Here is a 17,488-nt window from a genome sequence, read left to right as displayed (position 1 = left end):
TCGATTGATTCAATTATTTTCCGGCGCGGCAGACGAGCCGGAGAGGGAGTGACCATGGCGCAAGCGATGCAGGACAGGGCGGGCGGCAAAAAGCTGCGCGAACCGAAACGGGACGTCTACAACTGGGAGGCCAAGGAGCCCAACGGCAACCTGCGCAAGGGCGAGATGGAAGCGGCCTCGCTGGCGGTGGTGCGCGCCACCTTGCGGCGCATGGGCCTCAACCCCACCACGGTGCGCAAGCAGGCGCAGCCCCTTTTTGGCGGCGGGCGGGTCAAGGAAAAGGACATCGTGGTCATGACCCGGCAGCTTGCCACCATGATCAACGCCGGCCTGCCCGTGGTGCAGGCCATCGACCTGCTGGGCAAGGGCACCGGCAAACGGGGCATGCGCAAGCTGATGATGGACGTGAAGCGCCATCTGGAGGAAGGCGAGCGGCTCTCCGAGGCCTTTGCCCATTTTCCCGCCTATTTCGATCGCCTCTATGTGGCTCTGGTGGCGGCGGGCGAGATGGGCGGTATTCTCGATACCATCCTGCTCAAGCTCGCCACCTACCGCGAAAAAAGCCTGGCCCTCAAGAGCAAGATCAAATCCGCCATGTTTTATCCCTCCGCCATTGTCACCGTGGCCTTCGGCGTGACGGCCATCCTCATGATCTTCGTGATTCCCCGTTTTGCGCAGTTATTCACCAGTTTTGGCGCCAACCTGCCGGTGCTCACCCAATTCGTGATCAATGTCTCCAACGAGTTCGTGCGTTACTGGTTCCTGGTCTTCGGGATTCCCATCGGCGGCGTGGCGGCCATGGTCTACGCCCATAAGCACTCGCGGCGCTTCCGGGAGATCTGGGATCGCCTGCTCCTGCGCATGCCGGTCATTGGCGATGTCATGCTCAAGGGCGCCATTGCCCGCTTTACCCGCACCTTCTCCACCATGCACGGCGCCGGCGTACCCATGACCGAGTCCCTGGAAACCATCGCCCGCAGTTCCGGCAATGTCGTCATCGAAAACGCCATCAGCAAGGCCCGCGATGCCGTGGCCTCGGGTACACGGCTTTCCGAGCCCCTGAAGGAAACGGGGCTCTTCCCGCCCATGGTCACGCAAATGATCGCCATCGGCGAAGAGTCGGGCGCCATGGAAGAGATGCTGGCCAAGGTGGCGGACTTCTATGAGGGCGAAGTGGACGAGGCCGTCAACCGGATGACCAGTCTCATGGAACCGGCCATCATGGTGGTCCTCGGCGTCATCATCGGCACCCTGGTCATTTCCATGTATCTGCCCATCTTCAAGCTGGGTGCCGTGGTGACCGGCGGCCATTGACGGTGGTGGTCCAGGCCGCAGGTGAGGGCGACTGGCAGCGGCTTTGGGGGATCTCTGCCTATCGGCTGCTGATCACGGCGGCTATCGCCCTCCTGGTGCAGTTGCCGGTGAGCGATACGGTCATCGATCTGGGCCGCAACGGCGCCCTGTTGCGCGCCTTGACCCTGGCGGCGGCAGCCGTCAGTCTTGCCTATCTGGCCGCCGTGATGCTGCGCTGGCCCCCCCAGGCGCGCCTGCACGCCTTTGTGCAGGTGGGAATCGATACCCTGCTGGTCCTGGCCTTGCTGCACTTCGGTGGGGGTTTGAACGGACCCTTCAGCATCTTGCCCTTCCTGCTCCTGGTCTCTACGGCCAGTCTCCTGCGCGGCCAGAGCGCCTTCGTTTTTGTGTGGGTCCTCTTGGTGCTCCTGCTCATGGAATCCCTGGCCGGCGGCATGGCCCTGGATCATCCCCCCCTTGGCCAGATCCTCATATATGTCCTCGCCCTCATTGCGGTGGCGGTACTGGCCGATAGCCTGGTGGCCAGCCTGGAGCGCAGTACCCGCCTGGCCAACCAGCGCGGCGCCGAGGTCCTCAACCTCAATGCCCTGAGCCGGGAGATCGTGCAGCACATGGATGTCGGGGTCATGGTGCTGGATCAGCAGAGCCGGGTCATCCTCAGCAATCCCATCGCCCGCCTGCTTTCGGGTTACCGGCACTGGATGGAGGCGCCCATTCCCCTGGATCTGGTGCATCCCCGTCTGGCGACGGCCGTGCGGCAGTCCGTGGGACCGGCGGACGAAGCCACCAGCGTCGATCTGGGGACGAGCGATCCGGCCCTGGAAGGGGTCAGCCGGACGCTGATCCTGCGCCAGTTTGCCTTGCCGGACAGCCCCTTCCGGCTGCTCCTCCTCCAGGATGCCTCACAGCTTCGCGCCCGCGAACGAGAGCTGCAACTGGCGGCCCTCGGGCGTTTGGCCGCCAATATTGCCCATGAGATCCGCAATCCCCTCAGCGCCATTCGCCACGCCGCCGGGCTTCTGGGCGAGCGCGTGCAGGAGCCCGCCGCCCTGCGCCTCTGTCACATCCTGGAGCGCGAGGCCCTGCGCATCAACGCCATTGTCGAGTCGGTGCTGGAAATGGCGCGGCCGGGGCCCGCCCACCCCGAGCCCCTTTCCTTGCGTCCGTACCTGTCCGCCATGATCGAACAGTTGCGGGAGGACCCGGTCCTCCGCCCTTTGCAGGTGGATTTGATCCTGCCGCAGGAGGATCTGGTGGCCCTCGCCGACCCCGCCCACCTCCGCCAGATCCTCTGGAATCTGCTGCACAATGCCGTGCGCCATGGCGTGGCTGGCGATGGCAGTGCGCGCCTGCAGATCTCCGTGGCGCCTTCGGGCAAAGGGGAAATCGCCGTGGAGTTGCGCGACTTTGGCCCTGGTATTGACGGCGCCCTGGGGGAACGGATTTTTGAGCCCTTCTTCACCACCGATTCGCGCGGCACCGGTCTGGGTCTGTCCATGGTACGCGAACTCCTGCGCCTCAACGGCGGGCGGATCGAGACCATGAACCACCCGGGCGGGGGGGCCGTGTTCCGCCTGATCCTTCCCCGGGACGCGGCAGCCGGCGGTAACGACGCATGAACCATGCTGCGAAAATGTTCGCCCTGATTGTGGACGACGAGCCGGCCATCCTCGAATTGCTGGCCATCACCCTGGAGGAAATGGACCTCGCCGTGGCGACGGCGGCTTCCTTGCGCGAGGCCCGCGCCGCCATTGCCCAGGCCGCACCGCTATTCTGCCTGACGGATCTGCGCCTGCCCGATGGCTCGGGGATGGAACTGGTGCGGCTGCTCCATGATCGCTATCCCCAATCTCCGGTAGCCGTCATCACCGCCTATTCCAGTGCCGAGGGCGCCGTCGAGGCCATGCAGGCGGGGGCCTTCGACTACATGGCCAAGCCCATCGATCTCGCCCGTCTGCGGCGCATGGCGGAACAGGCCGTCGCCTTGGCCGGCCTGGCCGTTACACCGGCCAGCGCGGCTACGCGCCTGGTGGGCAGTTCGCCCATCATGCAGCGCCTGCGCGAAAAGATCCTCCTGCTGGGACGCAGCAATGCGCCGGTACACATCGCCGGGGAATCGGGTACGGGCAAGGAACTGGTGGCGCGTGCGATCCATGAGGCGGGGCCGCGCAGCAACCAGCCCTTCATCGCCGTCAACTGCGGCGCCATTCCCGAAGGCCTGGTGGAGAGCGAATTCTTTGGTGCCGAAAAAGGGGCGTTTTCCGGGGCGGTGCAGCGGCGGGAAGGGCTCTTTGCCGCCGCCAATGGCGGTACGCTCTTTCTCGACGAGGTGGGAGAGTTGCCCATGTCCATGCAGGTCAAGCTGCTGCGGGCCATTCAGGAGCGGGCCATCCGGCCCCTGGGCGCAGCCCGGGAGCTGCCCCTGGATATCCGCCTGATCTCCGCCACTCATCGCGACATTGGCCAGATGGTGGCGGCAGGGCAATTTCGGGAAGACCTTTACTACCGCATCAATGTCGTGCCCCTGCAGATACCGCCCCTGCGCGAGCGGGTGGAAGACCTGCCGGAGTTGGGCACTGCCCTGCTGGCGCGCATGGCCAGGGCTCAGGGCCGCCCCGCCGTTACCCTCCGCCCGGATGCCCTGGCCTGGCTGCAGCGCCATCCCTTCCCCGGCAATGTGCGCGAACTGGAAAATCTCCTGGAGCGTGCCCTGGCCTTGCATGATGGGCCGAGTATCGGTGCTGCCGATTTGCAGCCCAGCGGAACGGCGAGCGCGCTTCCCGCCGGCGCTGAAGGGGAGGACGCCGCCATGGATCTCGATGCCGCCGAGGCGCGCCTGCTCCGGGAGACGCTGGAGCGGGTAGAGATGGATGCCGTCGCTGCGGCGCGCGTCCTGGGCATCAGTCTGCAGTCCCTGCATGCCCGTCTGCAGAAACTGCGCATGGAGGAGAGGCCGTGATGCCCGTTCCCGTTCCGCTGTTCCTGACCATGCTCGGCATTCTTGGTCTGCTGTTGGGCAGCTTCCTGAATGTGGTGGTGTATCGCCTGCCGCGGGGCGAGTCCATCGTCCATCCGCCTTCCCGCTGCCCGCAATGCGGCCATCGCCTGCGGCCCTGGGAGAACATTCCGGTCCTGAGCTGGCTGCTGCTGCGCGGGCGTTGCCATGCCTGCGGGGTACGCATCTCCTTCCGCTACCCGGCCCTCGAACTCTTGACGGCCGCCCTGACGGTGATGGTGGCTTGGGAACTGGGCTGGGAGTTGCGGCTCATTCCCGCCCTGCTCCTGACTTGGGCCCTCCTGGCCCTCACCGTCATTGATCTGGAAACGCAATTGCTGCCGGATCGCATCACCAAGCCCGGTATCTTGGCGGGCCTCTTGCTCAATGGGACGGCTTTGGTTCATCCCGGTCTTGCCCTGGTCAGCCCCCAGGAGGCCGTGGCGGGGGTGGTGTTGGGCTATGGCAGTCTGTGGCTGCTGGCGGCGGGTTATCATCGCTGGAGCGGGCGGCACGGCATGGGCGGCGGTGATCTCAAGCTGCTGGCCATGATTGGCGCCTGGCTCGGCTGGCAGGCGGTCTTCCTGACCCTCTTCATCGCCGCCCTCAGCGGCGGTGTGGTGGCCATGGCCTATGTGCTGGCGGGCAAGGGGCGCGACTATGCCATGCCCTTTGGTCCCTACCTCGCCTTGGGGGGCTGGCTGATGCTGCTCTGGCCGCAGCAGATCATCGCCGCCTATCTGCATTGGCTGGGGGCCGGCTAGATGGCCTGGCGCATTGGCCTCACGGGCGGATTGGCCTGCGGCAAGAGCACCATTGCGGCATGGCTGGCGGAAGCGGGTGCCCACATCATCGACGCCGACCTGCTCGCACGGGAAATCGTTGCTCCGGGCACCCCCGCCCTGGCCGCCATTGCGGCCCATTTTGGCCCGCAGATGCTGAATTCCCAGGGCATCCTGGAGCGGGCCGCCCTGCGCCAGCGCGTGTTTGCCGATGCCGAGGCCCGGGCCTGGCTGGAAGCCCTGCTCCATCCCCCCATCCGCGCCGCCATGATCGCCCGGAGCGCGCGCATTGCTGCCGCCCATCCCGACGCCCTCATCGTCTGGGTTGTGCCCCTGCTGCTGGAAGGGGGCTATGGGGCGCTGGTGGATCAGGTCGTGGTGGTGGACTGCCTGCCCGAGCAGCAGATGGCGCGGGTCAAGGCGCGCTCGGACTGGAGTGATGCGCAGATCCGCACCGTCCTTGCCGCCCAGTGCGATCGCGCCACCCGTCTCGCCGCGGCCGACGTCGTCATCGACAACAGCGGCTCGCCAGCCGCCGCGCGCCGCCAGTTGCGGGAGTTTCTCGCCACGCTCCACCCGGATTTCGGCCCGAATCCCTAAATTTGCGCCGCACCTTGCCTTATGGCACCCTAAAAAAATAACGAGGCTCTGCGCATGTCCCTTTACGAATATCCTCTCAATGAACGCACGCGACTTTTCCTGCGCTTGGAGGGGGTGTTTGCCCAGCTCCGCTCCCCACTCGGAAGCGATGCGCCCGCCAGTCTGCGCGCCGCCCTCCGGGCATGCAACGAAATCCTCGATTTTTGCAACCGTCCCGAACTGCGCCTCGATCTGATCCTGGAACTGGAGCGGCTCGCCCACACCTTCGCCCTTTGGGCGCAAAGCCCGGAGGTGGACGTCGACCAATTGCGCAGTTTGCAGTTTCGCGTTGACCAGCACTTGCAGGTCTTGCGCGAAAGACGCGGGCCTTTTGGCGAGGCCCTGCGCCGTCAGGAACTCATTCACCTGGCCCGGGGGCGGCTGGGTGTCCCGGGCGGCCTGGCGAACTGTGATCTGCCCATCCTCGCCTTCTGGTGCCAGCGGGCGCCCGCGGAGATCGCCGCGTTGCTGGCATCCTGGGTGGAGAGCCTGGAGAGTCTGGAAAAAGGCGTGAGCCTCGTGCTGGACCTGATCCGCGAGACCTGCGGCTGGTCCGTGGTGGAGGCTGCGGATGGACGTTACGGCGCTCCCCTCAATCCGCGCCAGCCCCCGGCCCTGGTCTGCATTCGCCTGCGTGACGGTCTTGGCTATTTCCCCAAATTCAGCGGCGGCGCCCATCGCTTCCATATCCACTTTTTGCAATGGTTGGACCAGGGAACGACGCGCTTGCTAGAATCCCCTGTGGAATTTCACCTGGGTCTGAGCGCGCTCTAGGGCGCCGCCCGGCATCATCATCAAAGGACCGTGTCATGCATATCGGAACCACCCTTAGCCAGTTCATCATCGAAGAAACGCGCCTCTACCCCGGCTCCACGGGGGACTTTGCCGGGTTGCTCAACGACCTCACCACCGCCTGCAAATTCATCGGCGCCCAGGTCTATCGCGGCGGTCTGGCGGGGGTGCTGGGCAGCGCGGGTACCGATAACGTGCAGGGCGAAACCCAGAAGAAGCTGGATCTCATCTCCAACGAAGCCATTCTCAAGTCCATGGACTGGACGGGGCACCTGGCGGGCATGGTCTCCGAAGAGATGGACAACCCCTATCCCATTCCCCACAGCGTCCCGCGGGGCAAGTATCTGCTGCTTTTCGATCCCCTCGACGGTTCCAGCAATATCGACGTGGGCATCAGCGTGGGGACCATCTTCAGCATCCTCAAGGCACCCATTGCGGGCCGGGATGCCGAGCCTGCGGATTTCCTTCAGCCGGGCGTGGAACAGGTCTGTGCCGGTTACGCCCTCTATGGCTCCTGCAACATGCTCATCTATAGCACCGGTTACGGCGTCAACGGCTTCACCCTGGAGCCTTCCATCGGGGAGTATATCCTTACCCATACCCAGATGCGCATCCCCGAGGATACCGGCGAGTATGCCATCAACATGAGCAATCAGCGGCACTGGCAGGAGCCGGTACAGCGTTATATCAACGAACTCAACGCGGGCAAGGACGGCCCGCGCCAGCGCGATTTCAACATGCGCTGGGTGGGCTCCATGGTGGCCGACGTGCATCGCATCCTCTGCCGCGGGGGTATCTTCCTCTACCCCTTCGATAATCGTGATCCGCAAAAGCCGGGCAAGCTGCGCCTGCTCTATGAGGCCAACCCCATGTCCTATCTCATCGAGCAGGCTGGCGGCGCCGCCAGCACCGGCACCCAGCGCATCCTCGACATCGAGCCCACCTCCCTGCACCAGCGCGTGCCGGTGATCCTGGGGGCACGGAACGAGGTGGAGCGGGTGGTGGCCTACCACCGGGACTAGATCGTTTTGCTCCGGCCTGTTCCCCTGGGCTGAAGGGACGAAAGAGGGCCGCTCGTGAGCGGCCTCATTGCTGATCCGTTTTCTTTGGAAGAAAGCCGGAATACGCAATCAATCCGGGGTCGGGGAAGGCATTTCATGATCGCTGGGAAGGCGGCGAGGGCGCCATTGCTTTTTGTCGCGATTCCGGCGACCTTGCCCTCATCCACCCTGGGCGCAGCGTGGGCACTGCCTTGAGCTTGGCTGAAAAGCGTCTATATACTGCCTTTGCCGGGAGATCCAAGCCCCGGTGAAGTCGATGGAGGAATCAGGATTGTTGCCGGAAAGTGCAAAGCCCTATTTGTTGAATGCCATTTATACCTGGTGTCTGGAACAGGGATATACGCCTTATGTCTTGGTGGTGGTGGATTATCCGGGGGTCGCGGTGCCGCCCGGTTATGACCGGGACGGACGGATGATCCTGGATATCTCGCCGCGGGCGAGCCATGGCCTGGTGATGGCCGATGGCTGGATTTCCTTCAGCGCCCGCTTTGGCGGCGTGGCCCGGCCGGTGGAGGTGCCCATGGGCGCGGTGGTGGCGATCTATGCGGCGGAAACCCAGGAAGGTATGGGCTTTGGCGAGCCGGTCCTGCCCTCCGAGCCGCCGCCACCCGCCACGCCGGGCCCATCCTCGACGGCCGATGGCGAAGCCCCCCGGGCCGCACGCCCGCAGTTGCGCGTGGTGAAATGAGGGCACTGGCCCTGGGCCTGATCCTGACGGCATTGGCGGCCCCTGCGGCGCGGGCCGACATTTATGCCTATACGGATAGCAACGGCGTGATCCACATGACGAACATGCCGCAGGGCAATCCCCAGTACCGGATGGTGATGCGCACTCCGCGGATGGCCGTGGCAGCAGCCCGGGCCAGCTTCAATCGCCAGGCGCGGGAGCGTTATCAACCCCTGATCGAGAAGGCGGCGGCGCGCTTTGGCGTGAGCCAGGCGCTGATCAACGCCGTCATCAGCGCCGAATCGGGTTACAACGCCGGCGCCGTCTCCCCCAAGGGCGCCATGGGCCTGATGCAGCTCATGCCGGGAACGGCGGATCGCTTCGGGGTGGGCAATGCCTTCAGCGCCCAGGAAAATATCGACGGTGGCACGGCCTATCTGGCGCACCTCCTGCGCACCTTCGGTGGGGATCTGCGGCTGGCCATCGCGGCTTACAATGCCGGCTCGCAGGCGGTGGTGCAGTCGGGCTACCACATCCCACCCTATGCGGAAACCCAGAACTATGTTCCCCGCGTCCTGGGATTTTACCAGCGCTATCTGGCTGAAGGGGAGGGCGCGGCCGGCCAAGGGCGGACCGGCCTGATTCAGGTCTCCAGCCCGTAGCTTTGCAGTTTCTTGCGCAGGGTGTTGCGATTGATGCCCAGCCATTGCGCCGCAACGCCCCGCTGTCCCGCGCAGCGCTGCAATACCGTGTCCAGGAGGGCGCGCTCCACGGCCTCCATCACCAGGCGGTGCATGTTGCTCGGGGTTTCTCCCTGGAGATCGCTGAGGTACTGCTGCACCACCAGTTCGACGCAATCGCTGAGGGGCATGGGTTCCGCATCCAATTTCGGGTCCATGGTCTTTAGCGCTGGCTGATGAGGGTGACCTGATACCCCGGCGCGGTGATGAGTTGGGGACTGCTCAGCACGAAAGGCACGGGGGTATGGGGTATGAAGCCGTCTGCGGCGCGGTAGGGTGGAGCGAGGTATTGCCGGGGCGTGAAACGCAGATGGGCGACGGGGGCGCCGTGGATGTTGTCGAGGGTCACGGCGATGACCGGATAGGCCTGCACGAAGTCGGCCGTATTGCGGATCGTGCCGGTGATCCGCGCCAGATTGCCGTTGCCGGGGATGACCTGGCTGTTGACGATGAGGATCTGCTTGTCGGGGCCGGGCCAGGGGATCTCCACGCCCAGGCGCTGGGCCGTGCCGAGCATGGCCCGCCGCAGATCGGCATTGCCGGCCAGATAGCTGTATGCCTGAGTCCACCAGACCGCTTGCCCGATGAGGGCCAGAATCAGCAGGAATATGATGAACAAGAGGAAGCGCTTGGCCCAGCGCCGCCCGGCGCCGGCCGGGCTTGGCGTTGCGCCACAGAGGGCGCCATCGACCGTAAATATCTGGTCACAAACACTGCACTGTGCCTGGCAGTCATGGGCGCGAAGTTCGGCGGCATCGACGCTAAAGGTGGAGTCGCAGCGTGGGCAGGTGATTTCCATGATCAAACTCCGGAGGTGCGGCGGCCGCTCAGGAGCGACCAGTCTTCTTCGCGCTGTGCTGGATCCAGCGCGAAATAGGGGGCGTAAGCGTGGCGGACGGCCGCCTCTTGATGATGGAGCAGGCCGGAGAGGGCGATGCGGCCATGGGGCCGGACCTGTTGGGCGAGGAGCGGCGCCAGGGAGATCAAGGGCTCGGCAAGGATATTGGCCACCAGGAGATCGGCCGGGGGGGTGGGTGCGGCATCGGGCAGGGTCAATTGCAGGCGTCCGGCGACGCCGTTGCGCTGGGCATTTTCCGCTGCCACGCGCAGGGCGACGGGATCCGTATCCACCCCGAGGGCCTGCCCGGCGCCCAGCAACAGGGCGGCAATGGCGAGGATGCCCGAGCCGCAGCCATAGTCGGTGAGCAGTTCGCCGCCATGGACATGGGCGTCGAGAAAGCGTAGGCACAGTGCCGTGGTGGGGTGGGCGCCGGTGCCGAAGGCCTGGCCGGGGTCGAGATGGAGGACGGCGGCGCCGGGGGGCGTGGCGGCCCAACCCGGCGCCACCCAAAGCCGGCCGAAGGCACGCGCCGGGAAGGCCGCCTGGGTGCTGGCCACCCAGTCCTGTTCCGCCACCGGCTGCACGCTGGGTTGGTAGGGCTGCCAGCCTTCGGTCTCGATCAGCGCATGGAGAGCGGCTTCCCTGCCGGGGGCCTGGGCAAAGAGGGCTTGGCAGCGGCTGCTCTCCCAGAGTTGGCCGGCGGTAAAAACGGGGTCGTCGCCCATTTCCAGAAAGCTCACGGATTCCGCCCCGGCGGCCTGCAGGCGCGCTTCCACCGTCTCCCCCATGGTGGCGGGTACGGTCATCTCGATCTGCCACCAGGCGGGATTCATGGTGCGAGCAGGGCCTCCAGATAGTGGATGTGTACGCCGCCGGCGGCAAACTGGGCCTCTTCGAGGATGCGCCGGTGCAGGGCGAGATTGGTCTGAATCCCTTCGATGCTGGTTTCGCGCAGGGCGCTGCGCAGACGGGCGATGGCCTCGTTGCGATCCGCCCCATAGGCAATGAGCTTGCCGATCATGGAGTCGTAATAGGGAGGCACGCGGTAGCCCGCATAGATGTGGCTGTCGACGCGAATGCCGGGGCCGCCCGGCGGGTGCCAGGTGGTGATCTGCCCGGGCGAGGGCACGAAGCGCTCGGGGTCCTCGGCGTTGATGCGGCATTCCATGGCGTGTCCGCGCAGGACGATGTCCTCCTGACGGTAGGCCAGGGGAAGGCCGGCGGCAATGCGGATCTGTTCCTTGACGATGTCCACGCCGGTGATGAGCTCGGTGACGGGATGCTCCACCTGGACGCGGGTGTTCATCTCGATGAAATAGAAGGTCCGGCTGTCGGGGTCGTAGAGGAACTCGATGGTGCCGGCGCCGCGGTAGCCCATGGCTGCGCAGGCCTTGACCACGACGGCCCCGATCTCGGCCCGCTGCGCGGCGCTGATGCCCGGTGCCGGGGCCTCCTCGATGACCTTCTGGTGGCGGCGTTGCACGGAGCAGTCGCGCTCGCCCAGGTGGATGCAGTGGCCGTGGGCGTCGCAAAGCACCTGGAACTCGATATGCCGCGGCGTTTCGAGGAATTTTTCCATGTACAGGGTGGGGTTGCCGAAGGCCTTGCCAGCCTCGGCACGGGTGAGGCTGGCGGCATTGATGAGGTGGGCTTCCGTATGCACCACGCGCATGCCGCGCCCGCCGCCGCCGCCGGAAGCCTTGAGGATGACCGGATAGCCGATCTCCCTGGCCAGGGCCTTCATGGCCTCCGGGTCGTCGGGCAAGGGGCCGTCGGAGCCCGGTACGCAGGGGACGCCCGCTTTTTTCATGGTGATCTTGGCGGCAATCTTGTCGCCCATGAGGCGAATGGTCTCGGGACGCGGGCCGATGAAGGCAAAGCCGCTTTTCTCCACCCGCTCGGCAAAATCGGCATTTTCCGAGAGGAAACCGTAGCCGGGGTGAATGGCCTGGGCGTCGGTGACCTCGGCGGCGGCGATGACGGCGGGGATGTTGAGATAGCTCTTGTCGCTCGGGGCCGGGCCGATGCAGACGGATTCGTCGGCGAGCTTGACGTGAATCAGGTCGCGGTCGGGTTCGGAGTGTACGGCGACGGTGCGAATGCCCAATTCCCGGCAGGCCCGCTGCACGCGCAGGGCGATTTCTCCGCGGTTGGCGATGAGGATCTTTTCAAACATCTCAGCGCTCGGGGGCGATGATGAACAGGGGTTCGCCATATTCGACGGGCTGACCATTGGCGGCGAGGATCTTGAGCACCTTGCCCCCCACATCGGCCTCGATTTCATTGAGCAGCTTCATGGCTTCGATGATGCACAGGGTCTGTCCGGCCTTGACGATGCTGCCTTCCTCCACGAAGGGGGCGGCATCGGGAGACGAGGCGCGGTAAAAGGTACCAACCATGGGCGATTTGATCATGTACCCTTCGGGGACTTCCGGAACGGACGCCAATACGGGAGTGCTGGGTGGAGTGGCCGCAGCGATGGCAGGCACTGCTGCCGCTGCCACGCTGACGGGGGGTTGGAATGACTGCGTCAGCGGTTGATGGCGGGTGATGCGGACCTTGCTCTCCCCTTCCACCACCTCGATTTCGTCGAGGTCGGTCTTTTGCAGCAGCTCGGCGAGACGGCGGATAAATTGAATGTCCATGCTTCTTCCTCTTCTTTTGGAATATTCAGGCGCTCTCAAGGCGTCGATGGATGGCCTGCAGGGCGAGGAGGTAGCCGTCGGCACCCAGGCCGGAAATCACCCCCATCGCCAGATCCGAAAAATAGGAGTGGTGGCGGAAGGGTTCGCGGGCGTGGATGTTGGACAGATGCACCTCGATGAATGGGATCTGGACGGCCGCCAGGGCATCGCGCAGGGCCACGCTGGTATGGGTGAAGGCCGCGGGATTGATGATGATGTACTTGCAACCGGTGCCGGGAGCGCGATGGATGGCGTCGATGAGGATGTGCTCGGCGTTGCTCTGCACGCTCTCCACCTGCCAGCCCCAGGCCGCGGCCTGGGCCTGCAGGCCGGCATCAATGGCGGCAAGGGTGTGCCGGCCATAGTGGCCAGGTTCGCGGGTGCCCAACAGGTTGAGGTTGGGTCCGTGGAGCACGAGGATGTGGGTTTCGCCTGACATAGATTCCGCTGAGGACCATGCAAGCCCTAAAGTCTGCCGCAAAAAAGCGGTAAAATCCAGATAATTGGGCCAGCGGGATGGGGATGGCCAGAACCGGCGCTTCTAGGGGGCGGCGCCGGGGAAGCCGAGCTGGCGCCACGCCTCGAAAAGGGCTATGGCGCAGGCGTTGGAAAGGTTGAGGCTGCGCTGGCCGGCTTGCATGGGTAGGCGCAGGATCTGTTCGGGCGGGAGGGAGGCGAGAACTTCGCCGGGCAGGCCGCGGGTCTCGGGGCCGAAGAGAAGGGCGTCCCCGGCCTGATATTGTACCTGATGGTAATGGCGCTGGCCTTTGGTGCTGAAGGCGAAGAGGCGGGCATCGCCAAGGGCGGCCTGGCAGGCCGGCCAGTGAGGGTGGCGCTGGACGCGGGCGAACTCGTGGTAATCGAGCCCCGCGCGCTTGAGGCGGCGATCATCCCAGGCGAAGCCCAAGGGCTCCACGAGGTGAAGGGTGGCGCCGGTGTTGGCGCAGAGACGAATGATGTTGCCGGTGTTGGGAGGGATCTCCGGCTCGTAAAGGATGATCTGCAGTGGGCGGGGTGCTTTCATCCTGTTGGATCCGGCAGTTGACAAGGGCGCTTTTTGCTCCGGCGGCCCTTGCCTGTTGTTCTACGGCTCATCCCGCTGGCAGGCGAAAACTCGCCCTGCGGGCTCAAACGGTTCACCTGCCGGGTGTGGGCTTTCGCCAGGAACAACGACGACGCGGGCCGAAGTCGCGGCAAAACACCCCTGCCAACTGCCTGTGGCACGCTCATAGGGCGCGGGCCAGGACCCAGACATCGACTTGCCGGCAGCCTGCCGCGCGTAAGGTCTCGGCAAGCACGCTGGCGGTGGTGCCGGTGGTAAAGACATCATCGACGATGGCCACATGCGCCGGCAGTGGGCCGTGGATGCGGAAGGCATCGCGAAGGTTCTGCCGTCGCTCTTCGGCCTTGAGACCCACCTGATGGGCCGTATCCCGTTGGCGGCGCGCGGCGAGGCGGACGGGGATGCCCCAGGCCCGTCCCCAGCGGCGTGCCAGGAGGGCGGCCTGGTTGAACCCCCGTTCGCGCAAGCGGTTGCGGTGCAGGGGGACGGGAATGAGGGCCTGGGGAAGGGCCGGGATCTGTTCCCAGGCATTCAGCCAGGCATCGGTCAAGGGCAGGGTCCAGTCGAGCCGGCCGCCAAACTTCCATGCCTGGATGGCGCCATCCAGGGGGGCGGCATAGGCAAAGGGGGTATGCACGGCGGCAAAATCGGGGACTTGTCGCTGGCAGGCGCCGCAGGGACTGGTGTCGGCCTGCGGGCGCGCGCAGATGGGGCAGCGGGTGGCGGCCAGACGCGGCAGTTCGGCGCAGCACTGGGCGCAGAGGGCGGCCCCGGGCGCGCCGCAGAGGCGGCAACCCTCGGGGAAGACCCAGTCGCGCAGGGCGGCAAGGTGGGTGCTCAGGAGGCGGGGGAGAGATTCCGGCATGGGCAGCGCTACTATCCGTGAGCGGGATCTTGATTGTCCTTGCCCTGCCCGCCGTTGACAAGCGCTCGCCCCATTCCTATAAGGGGGCATGAATTCTCCTCAGGAAGCACGCTGGAAAGAAGCCTTGGCTCCCTTGCGGGCGGCCGGGCTGTGGCGGGAGTTACAGCCATTGCAGCCCGAGGGGGACGGTGGCATCCGTTTGCGCGATGCCCAGGGCCACGCGCTCCTCTCCTTTGCCAGCAACGATTATCTTGGCCTTGCCGGGCACCCGGCGCTGCGCGTGGCGGCCGGGGCGGAAATGATGCTGAGCGGGGTGGGCGCGGGGGCGGCGCCGCTGCTGGGCGGAGAACGGCCCGTGCATGCGGCCCTGGCGGCGGCCCTGGCGCAGTGGCTGGGGGTGGAGGCGGTGCTGCTTTTCGGCAGCGGCTATCTGGCCAATCTGGGCATTTTTGCGGCGCTGGTGGGGCGCAGGGACGGGGTCTTTGCCGATCGTCTCAATCATGCCTCCCTGGTGGATGGCGCGCGTCTGGCGGGGGCGCGCCTGCAGCGCTATCGCCATGGGGATCTCAACCACTTGGAGACGCTCCTCCAGCGTCATGGCGGGGGGCGGCGCTGGATCGTCAGCGATGGGGTATTCAGCATGGATGGCGACATCGCCCCCCTGGCGGATCTCGTCCGCCTTGCCGAGCGCCATGACGCCACCATCATGCTGGATGAGGCCCATGCCTTTGGCGTCATCGGCGCGGGTGGACGGGGCAGCGCGGCGCACTGGCAACTGGACCCGGCACGGGTCGGTGTGCGCATGGGCACGCTGGGCAAGGCCTTTGGCGTCTATGGCGCCTTTGTGGCGGGTAGCCAGCCCCTCATCGACCTCTTGCGCCATCGCGCCCGCAGCTTTGTCTACCACACCGCCTTTCCGCCCATGCTGGCGGCGGCGGCCCTGGCGGCCCTGGGGCTGGTGCAGGGAGAGGAGTGGCGGCGTGAACGGTTGCGCTCCCATGTCGCGCGTTTGCGGGGGGCGGCTACGCCAGGGTCCTGGATAGCCAGCGACACGCCCATTCAGCCGCTCCTGGTGGGGGAGGCCGGGCACAGTCTGGCCCTGAGCCGGGCCTTGCGGGAACAGGGTCTGTATGTGCCCGCCGTGCGCCCACCGACGGTGCCCATGGGCGCGGCGCGGCTGCGCATCACCCTGAGCGCGGCCCATGGGCCGGAGGACGTGGACCGGCTGCGCCTGGCGCTGGAGCAATGCCGATGAACTGGGCCCGACAGGTGGCGGGGAAGGGGCGGACCCTGGTCCTGCTCCACGGCTGGGGCATGGAAGGGCGCGTCTTTGATTCGTGGCTGGACTATCTGACGCCGCACTTTCGCTGTGTCCGTTATGACCTGCCCGGCCATGGTGCCACCCCCTGCGCTGCCGGTCTTGGCTGGGAGGACAGCCTGACGTCCCTGGCGGCCATGCTGGGTGGGGAAGGCGAAGCCCCCCTGCTCCTGGGCTGGTCCCTGGGCGGCCTACTCGCCTTGGGGCTGGCGGCGCGGCGGCCGGACCTGCTCTCGGGCCTCATCCTGATGGCGGCCTCGCCGGCCTTTCGCCAGCGCCCCGATTGGGCCTGGGGGGTCGATGCCGCCACCTTGGCGGGCTTTGCCGATGCCTTGCGCGTGGACCCGGAGGGGACACGCCAGCGTTTTCTGGCCCTGCAGGTGATGAATGATCCCCAGGCGCGGCAGCAGCTCAACGCCATGCGCGGCTGGTCCTTGCCGGATCCGCGCTGCCTGGCCGATGGGCTGGTGCTCCTGCGCGACGAGGACCTGCGTCGGGAACTGCCGCCACCTAGCCTGCCGACCCTGATTCTGCACGGCGAACGGGATCGCATCGTGCCGGCGGCAGCGGCGCAATGGCTCCATGCAGCCCTGCCGGGCAGCCGCTATGCAAGCTTTGCGACCCTTGGCCATGCCCCCTTCCTTTCCGCCCCTGCCGAGTGTGCCAGGGTCTTGCTGGAATGGCTGGCGTGAGGACGGGCGCGGCGCCGCCCTTTGACAAGCGCGCCGTGCGCCGCGCCTTCAGCCGGGCCGCCGCTGGCTATGAGGCGGCGGCGGTGTTGCAGGATCGGGTGGGCGCGCAGCTCATCGAGCGCCTGGATCTGGTCAAGCTGGCGCCGCAATGGATCCTCGACGTCGGCAGCGGCACGGGTCTGGGCGCGCGCCGGCTCAATGCCCGCTATCCCCGCGCCCGGGTCTTGGCCATGGATCTGGCCGCCGGCATGTTGCGCGAGGCGCGGCGGCGCAAGCGTTGGCGGCAGCGTCAGCACTATTGCCAGGGAGATGCCGAAAGCCTGCCCTTGCAAAGCGGTTCCATGGACCTCATCTATGCCAACATGACGGTGCAGTGGTGCAACGATCTGGGTCAGGCCCTGCGCGAGTTCGCCCGCGTCCTGCGTCCCGGTGGCCTGCTCATGTTTTCCACCCTGGGGCCGGACACCCTGCGCGAATTGCGCCGCGCCTTTGCCGCGGTGGATCAAGGGGCCCATGTCAGCCCTTTTCTGGATATGCACGACATAGGGGATGCCCTGGTGCGCCAGGGTTTCGAGATGCCGGTCATGGACGTGGAACATTATCAGCTCACCTATCCCAGCCTGGAGGCCCTGCTCCGCGACCTGCGCGCGGTGGGGGCGACCAATGCCCTGCAGGCGCGCGCCCGCGGCCTGCTGACGCCGCGCCGTCTGGAATGTTTGCGTGCGGCCTACGCGGAGTTTCGGGTGGAGGAGCGGCTGCCGGCCACCTATGAAGTGGTTTACGGCCATGCCTGGGGTGCCGGGCCGCGCCAGGAACGCCTGGCCGACGGCGCGGTGGCGGTGCCCCTGGGGCGATTGGGGCGGCGATGAAGCGGATGGCGGCATGGACCAAAGGCCGCGGCACGACACGCTGCCAACGGCCATCGGCATGATCCTGGCGCCGGCCGTTGGCGGAGGGGTTTTTTGCTCCGGCGGTCCTTGCCTGTTGTTCTACGGCTCATCCCGCTGGCAGGCGAAAACTCGCCCTGCGGGCTCA

Annotated in this window: 20 protein-coding genes; 12 read left to right on the top strand and 8 right to left on the bottom strand. The window is 66.1% G+C overall.

The window, feature by feature from the left end:
• Positions 1-54: 54 nt before the first annotated feature.
• The 9 genes from ACP5MM_RS00100 to ACP5MM_RS00060 all read left to right on the top strand — a co-directional run bounded on the left by ACP5MM_RS00100 (position 55) and on the right by ACP5MM_RS00060 (position 8,912).
• Positions 55-1,314: a type II secretion system F family protein gene (locus ACP5MM_RS00100; RefSeq protein WP_427930451.1), complete on the top strand. Its 1,260-nt coding sequence runs from the start codon at positions 55-57 to the stop codon at positions 1,312-1,314.
• Between the two features lie 2 nt (positions 1,315-1,316).
• Entirely contained in the window at positions 1,317-2,933 is a 1,617-nt protein-coding gene (locus ACP5MM_RS00095) for a sensor histidine kinase (protein ID WP_427930585.1), read from the top strand.
• Positions 2,934-2,947: 14 nt separating this feature from the next.
• Entirely contained in the window at positions 2,948-4,273 is a 1,326-nt protein-coding gene (locus ACP5MM_RS00090) for a sigma-54-dependent transcriptional regulator (RefSeq protein WP_427933929.1), read from the top strand.
• Positions 4,273-5,073, top strand: coding sequence for a prepilin peptidase (locus ACP5MM_RS00085; protein ID WP_427930449.1), 801 nt, complete (start codon positions 4,273-4,275; stop codon positions 5,071-5,073). Before ACP5MM_RS00090 ends, ACP5MM_RS00085 begins: the two co-directional genes overlap by 1 nt.
• A complete protein-coding gene (coaE, locus tag ACP5MM_RS00080) occupies positions 5,074-5,691 on the top strand; it encodes a dephospho-CoA kinase (RefSeq protein WP_427933928.1) in 618 nt (205 codons plus the stop codon).
• Positions 5,692-5,745: 54 nt separating this feature from the next.
• Positions 5,746-6,504: a cell division protein ZapD gene (locus ACP5MM_RS00075; protein WP_427930447.1), complete on the top strand. Its 759-nt coding sequence runs from the start codon at positions 5,746-5,748 to the stop codon at positions 6,502-6,504.
• 35 nt (positions 6,505-6,539) lie between these two features.
• A complete protein-coding gene (locus ACP5MM_RS00070; protein ID WP_427930446.1) occupies positions 6,540-7,544 on the top strand; it encodes a class 1 fructose-bisphosphatase in 1,005 nt (334 codons plus the stop codon).
• A 313-nt stretch (positions 7,545-7,857) separates the two neighbouring features.
• The gene (locus tag ACP5MM_RS00065) at positions 7,858-8,271 is read left to right on the top strand and encodes a ClpXP protease specificity-enhancing factor (protein WP_427930445.1); all 414 of its coding nucleotides are present in this window, start codon (positions 7,858-7,860) and stop codon (positions 8,269-8,271) included.
• Complete coding sequence (locus tag ACP5MM_RS00060; protein ID WP_427930444.1) at positions 8,268-8,912, top strand: lytic transglycosylase domain-containing protein; 645 nt, start codon at positions 8,268-8,270, stop codon at positions 8,910-8,912. The genes ACP5MM_RS00065 and ACP5MM_RS00060 overlap by 4 nt, the downstream gene beginning before the upstream one ends.
• Here the strand turns inward: ACP5MM_RS00060 and ACP5MM_RS00055 are convergent.
• The 8 genes from ACP5MM_RS00055 to ACP5MM_RS00020 form a co-directional block, all read right to left on the bottom strand.
• The gene (locus ACP5MM_RS00055) at positions 8,894-9,136 is read right to left on the bottom strand and encodes a helix-turn-helix domain-containing protein (protein ID WP_427930443.1); all 243 of its coding nucleotides are present in this window, start codon (positions 9,134-9,136) and stop codon (positions 8,894-8,896) included. The two genes, ACP5MM_RS00060 and ACP5MM_RS00055, sit on opposite strands and share 19 nt — an antisense overlap.
• 17 nt (positions 9,137-9,153) lie before the next feature.
• Positions 9,154-9,789 (bottom strand): zinc-ribbon and DUF3426 domain-containing protein, encoded by a 636-nt coding sequence (locus tag ACP5MM_RS00050; protein WP_427930442.1) that lies wholly within the window; start codon positions 9,787-9,789, stop codon positions 9,154-9,156.
• A gap of 2 nt (positions 9,790-9,791) precedes the next feature.
• Positions 9,792-10,664, bottom strand: a complete 873-nt coding sequence (gene prmA / locus ACP5MM_RS00045; RefSeq protein WP_427930441.1) for a 50S ribosomal protein L11 methyltransferase — start codon at positions 10,662-10,664, stop codon at positions 9,792-9,794.
• Positions 10,661-12,007 (bottom strand): acetyl-CoA carboxylase biotin carboxylase subunit, encoded by a 1,347-nt coding sequence (gene accC, locus ACP5MM_RS00040; protein ID WP_427930440.1) that lies wholly within the window; start codon positions 12,005-12,007, stop codon positions 10,661-10,663. The genes prmA and accC overlap by 4 nt, the downstream gene beginning before the upstream one ends.
• A gap of 1 nt (position 12,008) precedes the next feature.
• On the bottom strand, positions 12,009-12,476 hold the full coding sequence (gene accB / locus ACP5MM_RS00035; RefSeq protein WP_427930439.1) for an acetyl-CoA carboxylase biotin carboxyl carrier protein: 468 nt from the start codon (positions 12,474-12,476) through the stop codon (positions 12,009-12,011).
• Between the two features lie 25 nt (positions 12,477-12,501).
• Entirely contained in the window at positions 12,502-12,954 is a 453-nt protein-coding gene (gene aroQ / locus ACP5MM_RS00030) for a type II 3-dehydroquinate dehydratase (RefSeq protein WP_427933927.1), read from the bottom strand.
• Between the two features lie 102 nt (positions 12,955-13,056).
• The gene (trmL, locus tag ACP5MM_RS00025) at positions 13,057-13,539 is read right to left on the bottom strand and encodes a tRNA (uridine(34)/cytosine(34)/5-carboxymethylaminomethyluridine(34)-2'-O)-methyltransferase TrmL (protein ID WP_427930437.1); all 483 of its coding nucleotides are present in this window, start codon (positions 13,537-13,539) and stop codon (positions 13,057-13,059) included.
• A gap of 202 nt (positions 13,540-13,741) precedes the next feature.
• The gene (locus tag ACP5MM_RS00020; RefSeq protein WP_427930436.1) at positions 13,742-14,443 is read right to left on the bottom strand and encodes a ComF family protein; all 702 of its coding nucleotides are present in this window, start codon (positions 14,441-14,443) and stop codon (positions 13,742-13,744) included.
• 88 nt (positions 14,444-14,531) lie between these two features.
• Between ACP5MM_RS00020 and bioF the strand changes: the two genes are divergently transcribed.
• The 3 genes from bioF to bioC are packed head-to-tail and all read left to right on the top strand — an operon-like array spanning position 14,532 to position 17,322.
• Positions 14,532-15,698: an 8-amino-7-oxononanoate synthase gene (gene bioF / locus ACP5MM_RS00015; RefSeq protein ID WP_427930435.1), complete on the top strand. Its 1,167-nt coding sequence runs from the start codon at positions 14,532-14,534 to the stop codon at positions 15,696-15,698.
• On the top strand, positions 15,695-16,453 hold the full coding sequence (locus ACP5MM_RS00010; protein WP_427930434.1) for an alpha/beta fold hydrolase: 759 nt from the start codon (positions 15,695-15,697) through the stop codon (positions 16,451-16,453). Before bioF ends, ACP5MM_RS00010 begins: the two co-directional genes overlap by 4 nt.
• Positions 16,450-17,322: a malonyl-ACP O-methyltransferase BioC gene (gene bioC, locus ACP5MM_RS00005; RefSeq protein ID WP_427930433.1), complete on the top strand. Its 873-nt coding sequence runs from the start codon at positions 16,450-16,452 to the stop codon at positions 17,320-17,322. Before ACP5MM_RS00010 ends, bioC begins: the two co-directional genes overlap by 4 nt.
• The last annotated feature ends 166 nt before the right edge of the window (positions 17,323-17,488 follow it).

The sequence above is a fragment of the Acidithiobacillus sp. genome, from assembly GCF_049965315.1.
GTDB lineage: Bacteria > Pseudomonadota > Gammaproteobacteria > Acidithiobacillales > Acidithiobacillaceae > Acidithiobacillus_B.
The sequence above is the reverse complement of the archived record's forward strand: the minus strand, read 5'-3'. Positions and strand labels throughout refer to the sequence as shown.

What these genes read in the sequence shown, in the direction of transcription:
- ACP5MM_RS00100 (WP_427930451.1), top strand. Translation starts at nt 55, where the DNA reads ATGGCGCAAGCGATGCAGGACAGGGCGGGCGGCAAAAAGCTGCGCGAA.
- ACP5MM_RS00090 (WP_427933929.1), top strand. Translation starts at nt 2,948, where the DNA reads ATGTTCGCCCTGATTGTGGACGACGAGCCGGCCATCCTCGAATTGCTG.
- ACP5MM_RS00085 (WP_427930449.1), top strand. Translation starts at nt 4,273, where the DNA reads ATGCCCGTTCCCGTTCCGCTGTTCCTGACCATGCTCGGCATTCTTGGT.
- coaE (WP_427933928.1), top strand. Translation starts at nt 5,074, where the DNA reads ATGGCCTGGCGCATTGGCCTCACGGGCGGATTGGCCTGCGGCAAGAGC.
- ACP5MM_RS00075 (WP_427930447.1), top strand. Translation starts at nt 5,746, where the DNA reads ATGTCCCTTTACGAATATCCTCTCAATGAACGCACGCGACTTTTCCTG.
- ACP5MM_RS00070 (WP_427930446.1), top strand. Translation starts at nt 6,540, where the DNA reads ATGCATATCGGAACCACCCTTAGCCAGTTCATCATCGAAGAAACGCGC.
- ACP5MM_RS00060 (WP_427930444.1), top strand. Translation starts at nt 8,268, where the DNA reads ATGAGGGCACTGGCCCTGGGCCTGATCCTGACGGCATTGGCGGCCCCT.
- ACP5MM_RS00050 (WP_427930442.1), bottom strand. Translation starts at nt 9,789, where the DNA reads ATGGAAATCACCTGCCCACGCTGCGACTCCACCTTTAGCGTCGATGCC.
- prmA (WP_427930441.1), bottom strand. Translation starts at nt 10,664, where the DNA reads ATGAATCCCGCCTGGTGGCAGATCGAGATGACCGTACCCGCCACCATG.
- accC (WP_427930440.1), bottom strand. Translation starts at nt 12,007, where the DNA reads ATGTTTGAAAAGATCCTCATCGCCAACCGCGGAGAAATCGCCCTGCGC.
- accB (WP_427930439.1), bottom strand. Translation starts at nt 12,476, where the DNA reads ATGGACATTCAATTTATCCGCCGTCTCGCCGAGCTGCTGCAAAAGACC.
- aroQ (WP_427933927.1), bottom strand. Translation starts at nt 12,954, where the DNA reads ATGTCAGGCGAAACCCACATCCTCGTGCTCCACGGACCCAACCTCAAC.
- trmL (WP_427930437.1), bottom strand. Translation starts at nt 13,539, where the DNA reads ATGAAAGCACCCCGCCCACTGCAGATCATCCTTTACGAGCCGGAGATC.
- ACP5MM_RS00020 (WP_427930436.1), bottom strand. Translation starts at nt 14,443, where the DNA reads ATGCCGGAATCTCTCCCCCGCCTCCTGAGCACCCACCTTGCCGCCCTG.
- bioF (WP_427930435.1), top strand. Translation starts at nt 14,532, where the DNA reads ATGAATTCTCCTCAGGAAGCACGCTGGAAAGAAGCCTTGGCTCCCTTG.
- ACP5MM_RS00010 (WP_427930434.1), top strand. Translation starts at nt 15,695, where the DNA reads ATGAACTGGGCCCGACAGGTGGCGGGGAAGGGGCGGACCCTGGTCCTG.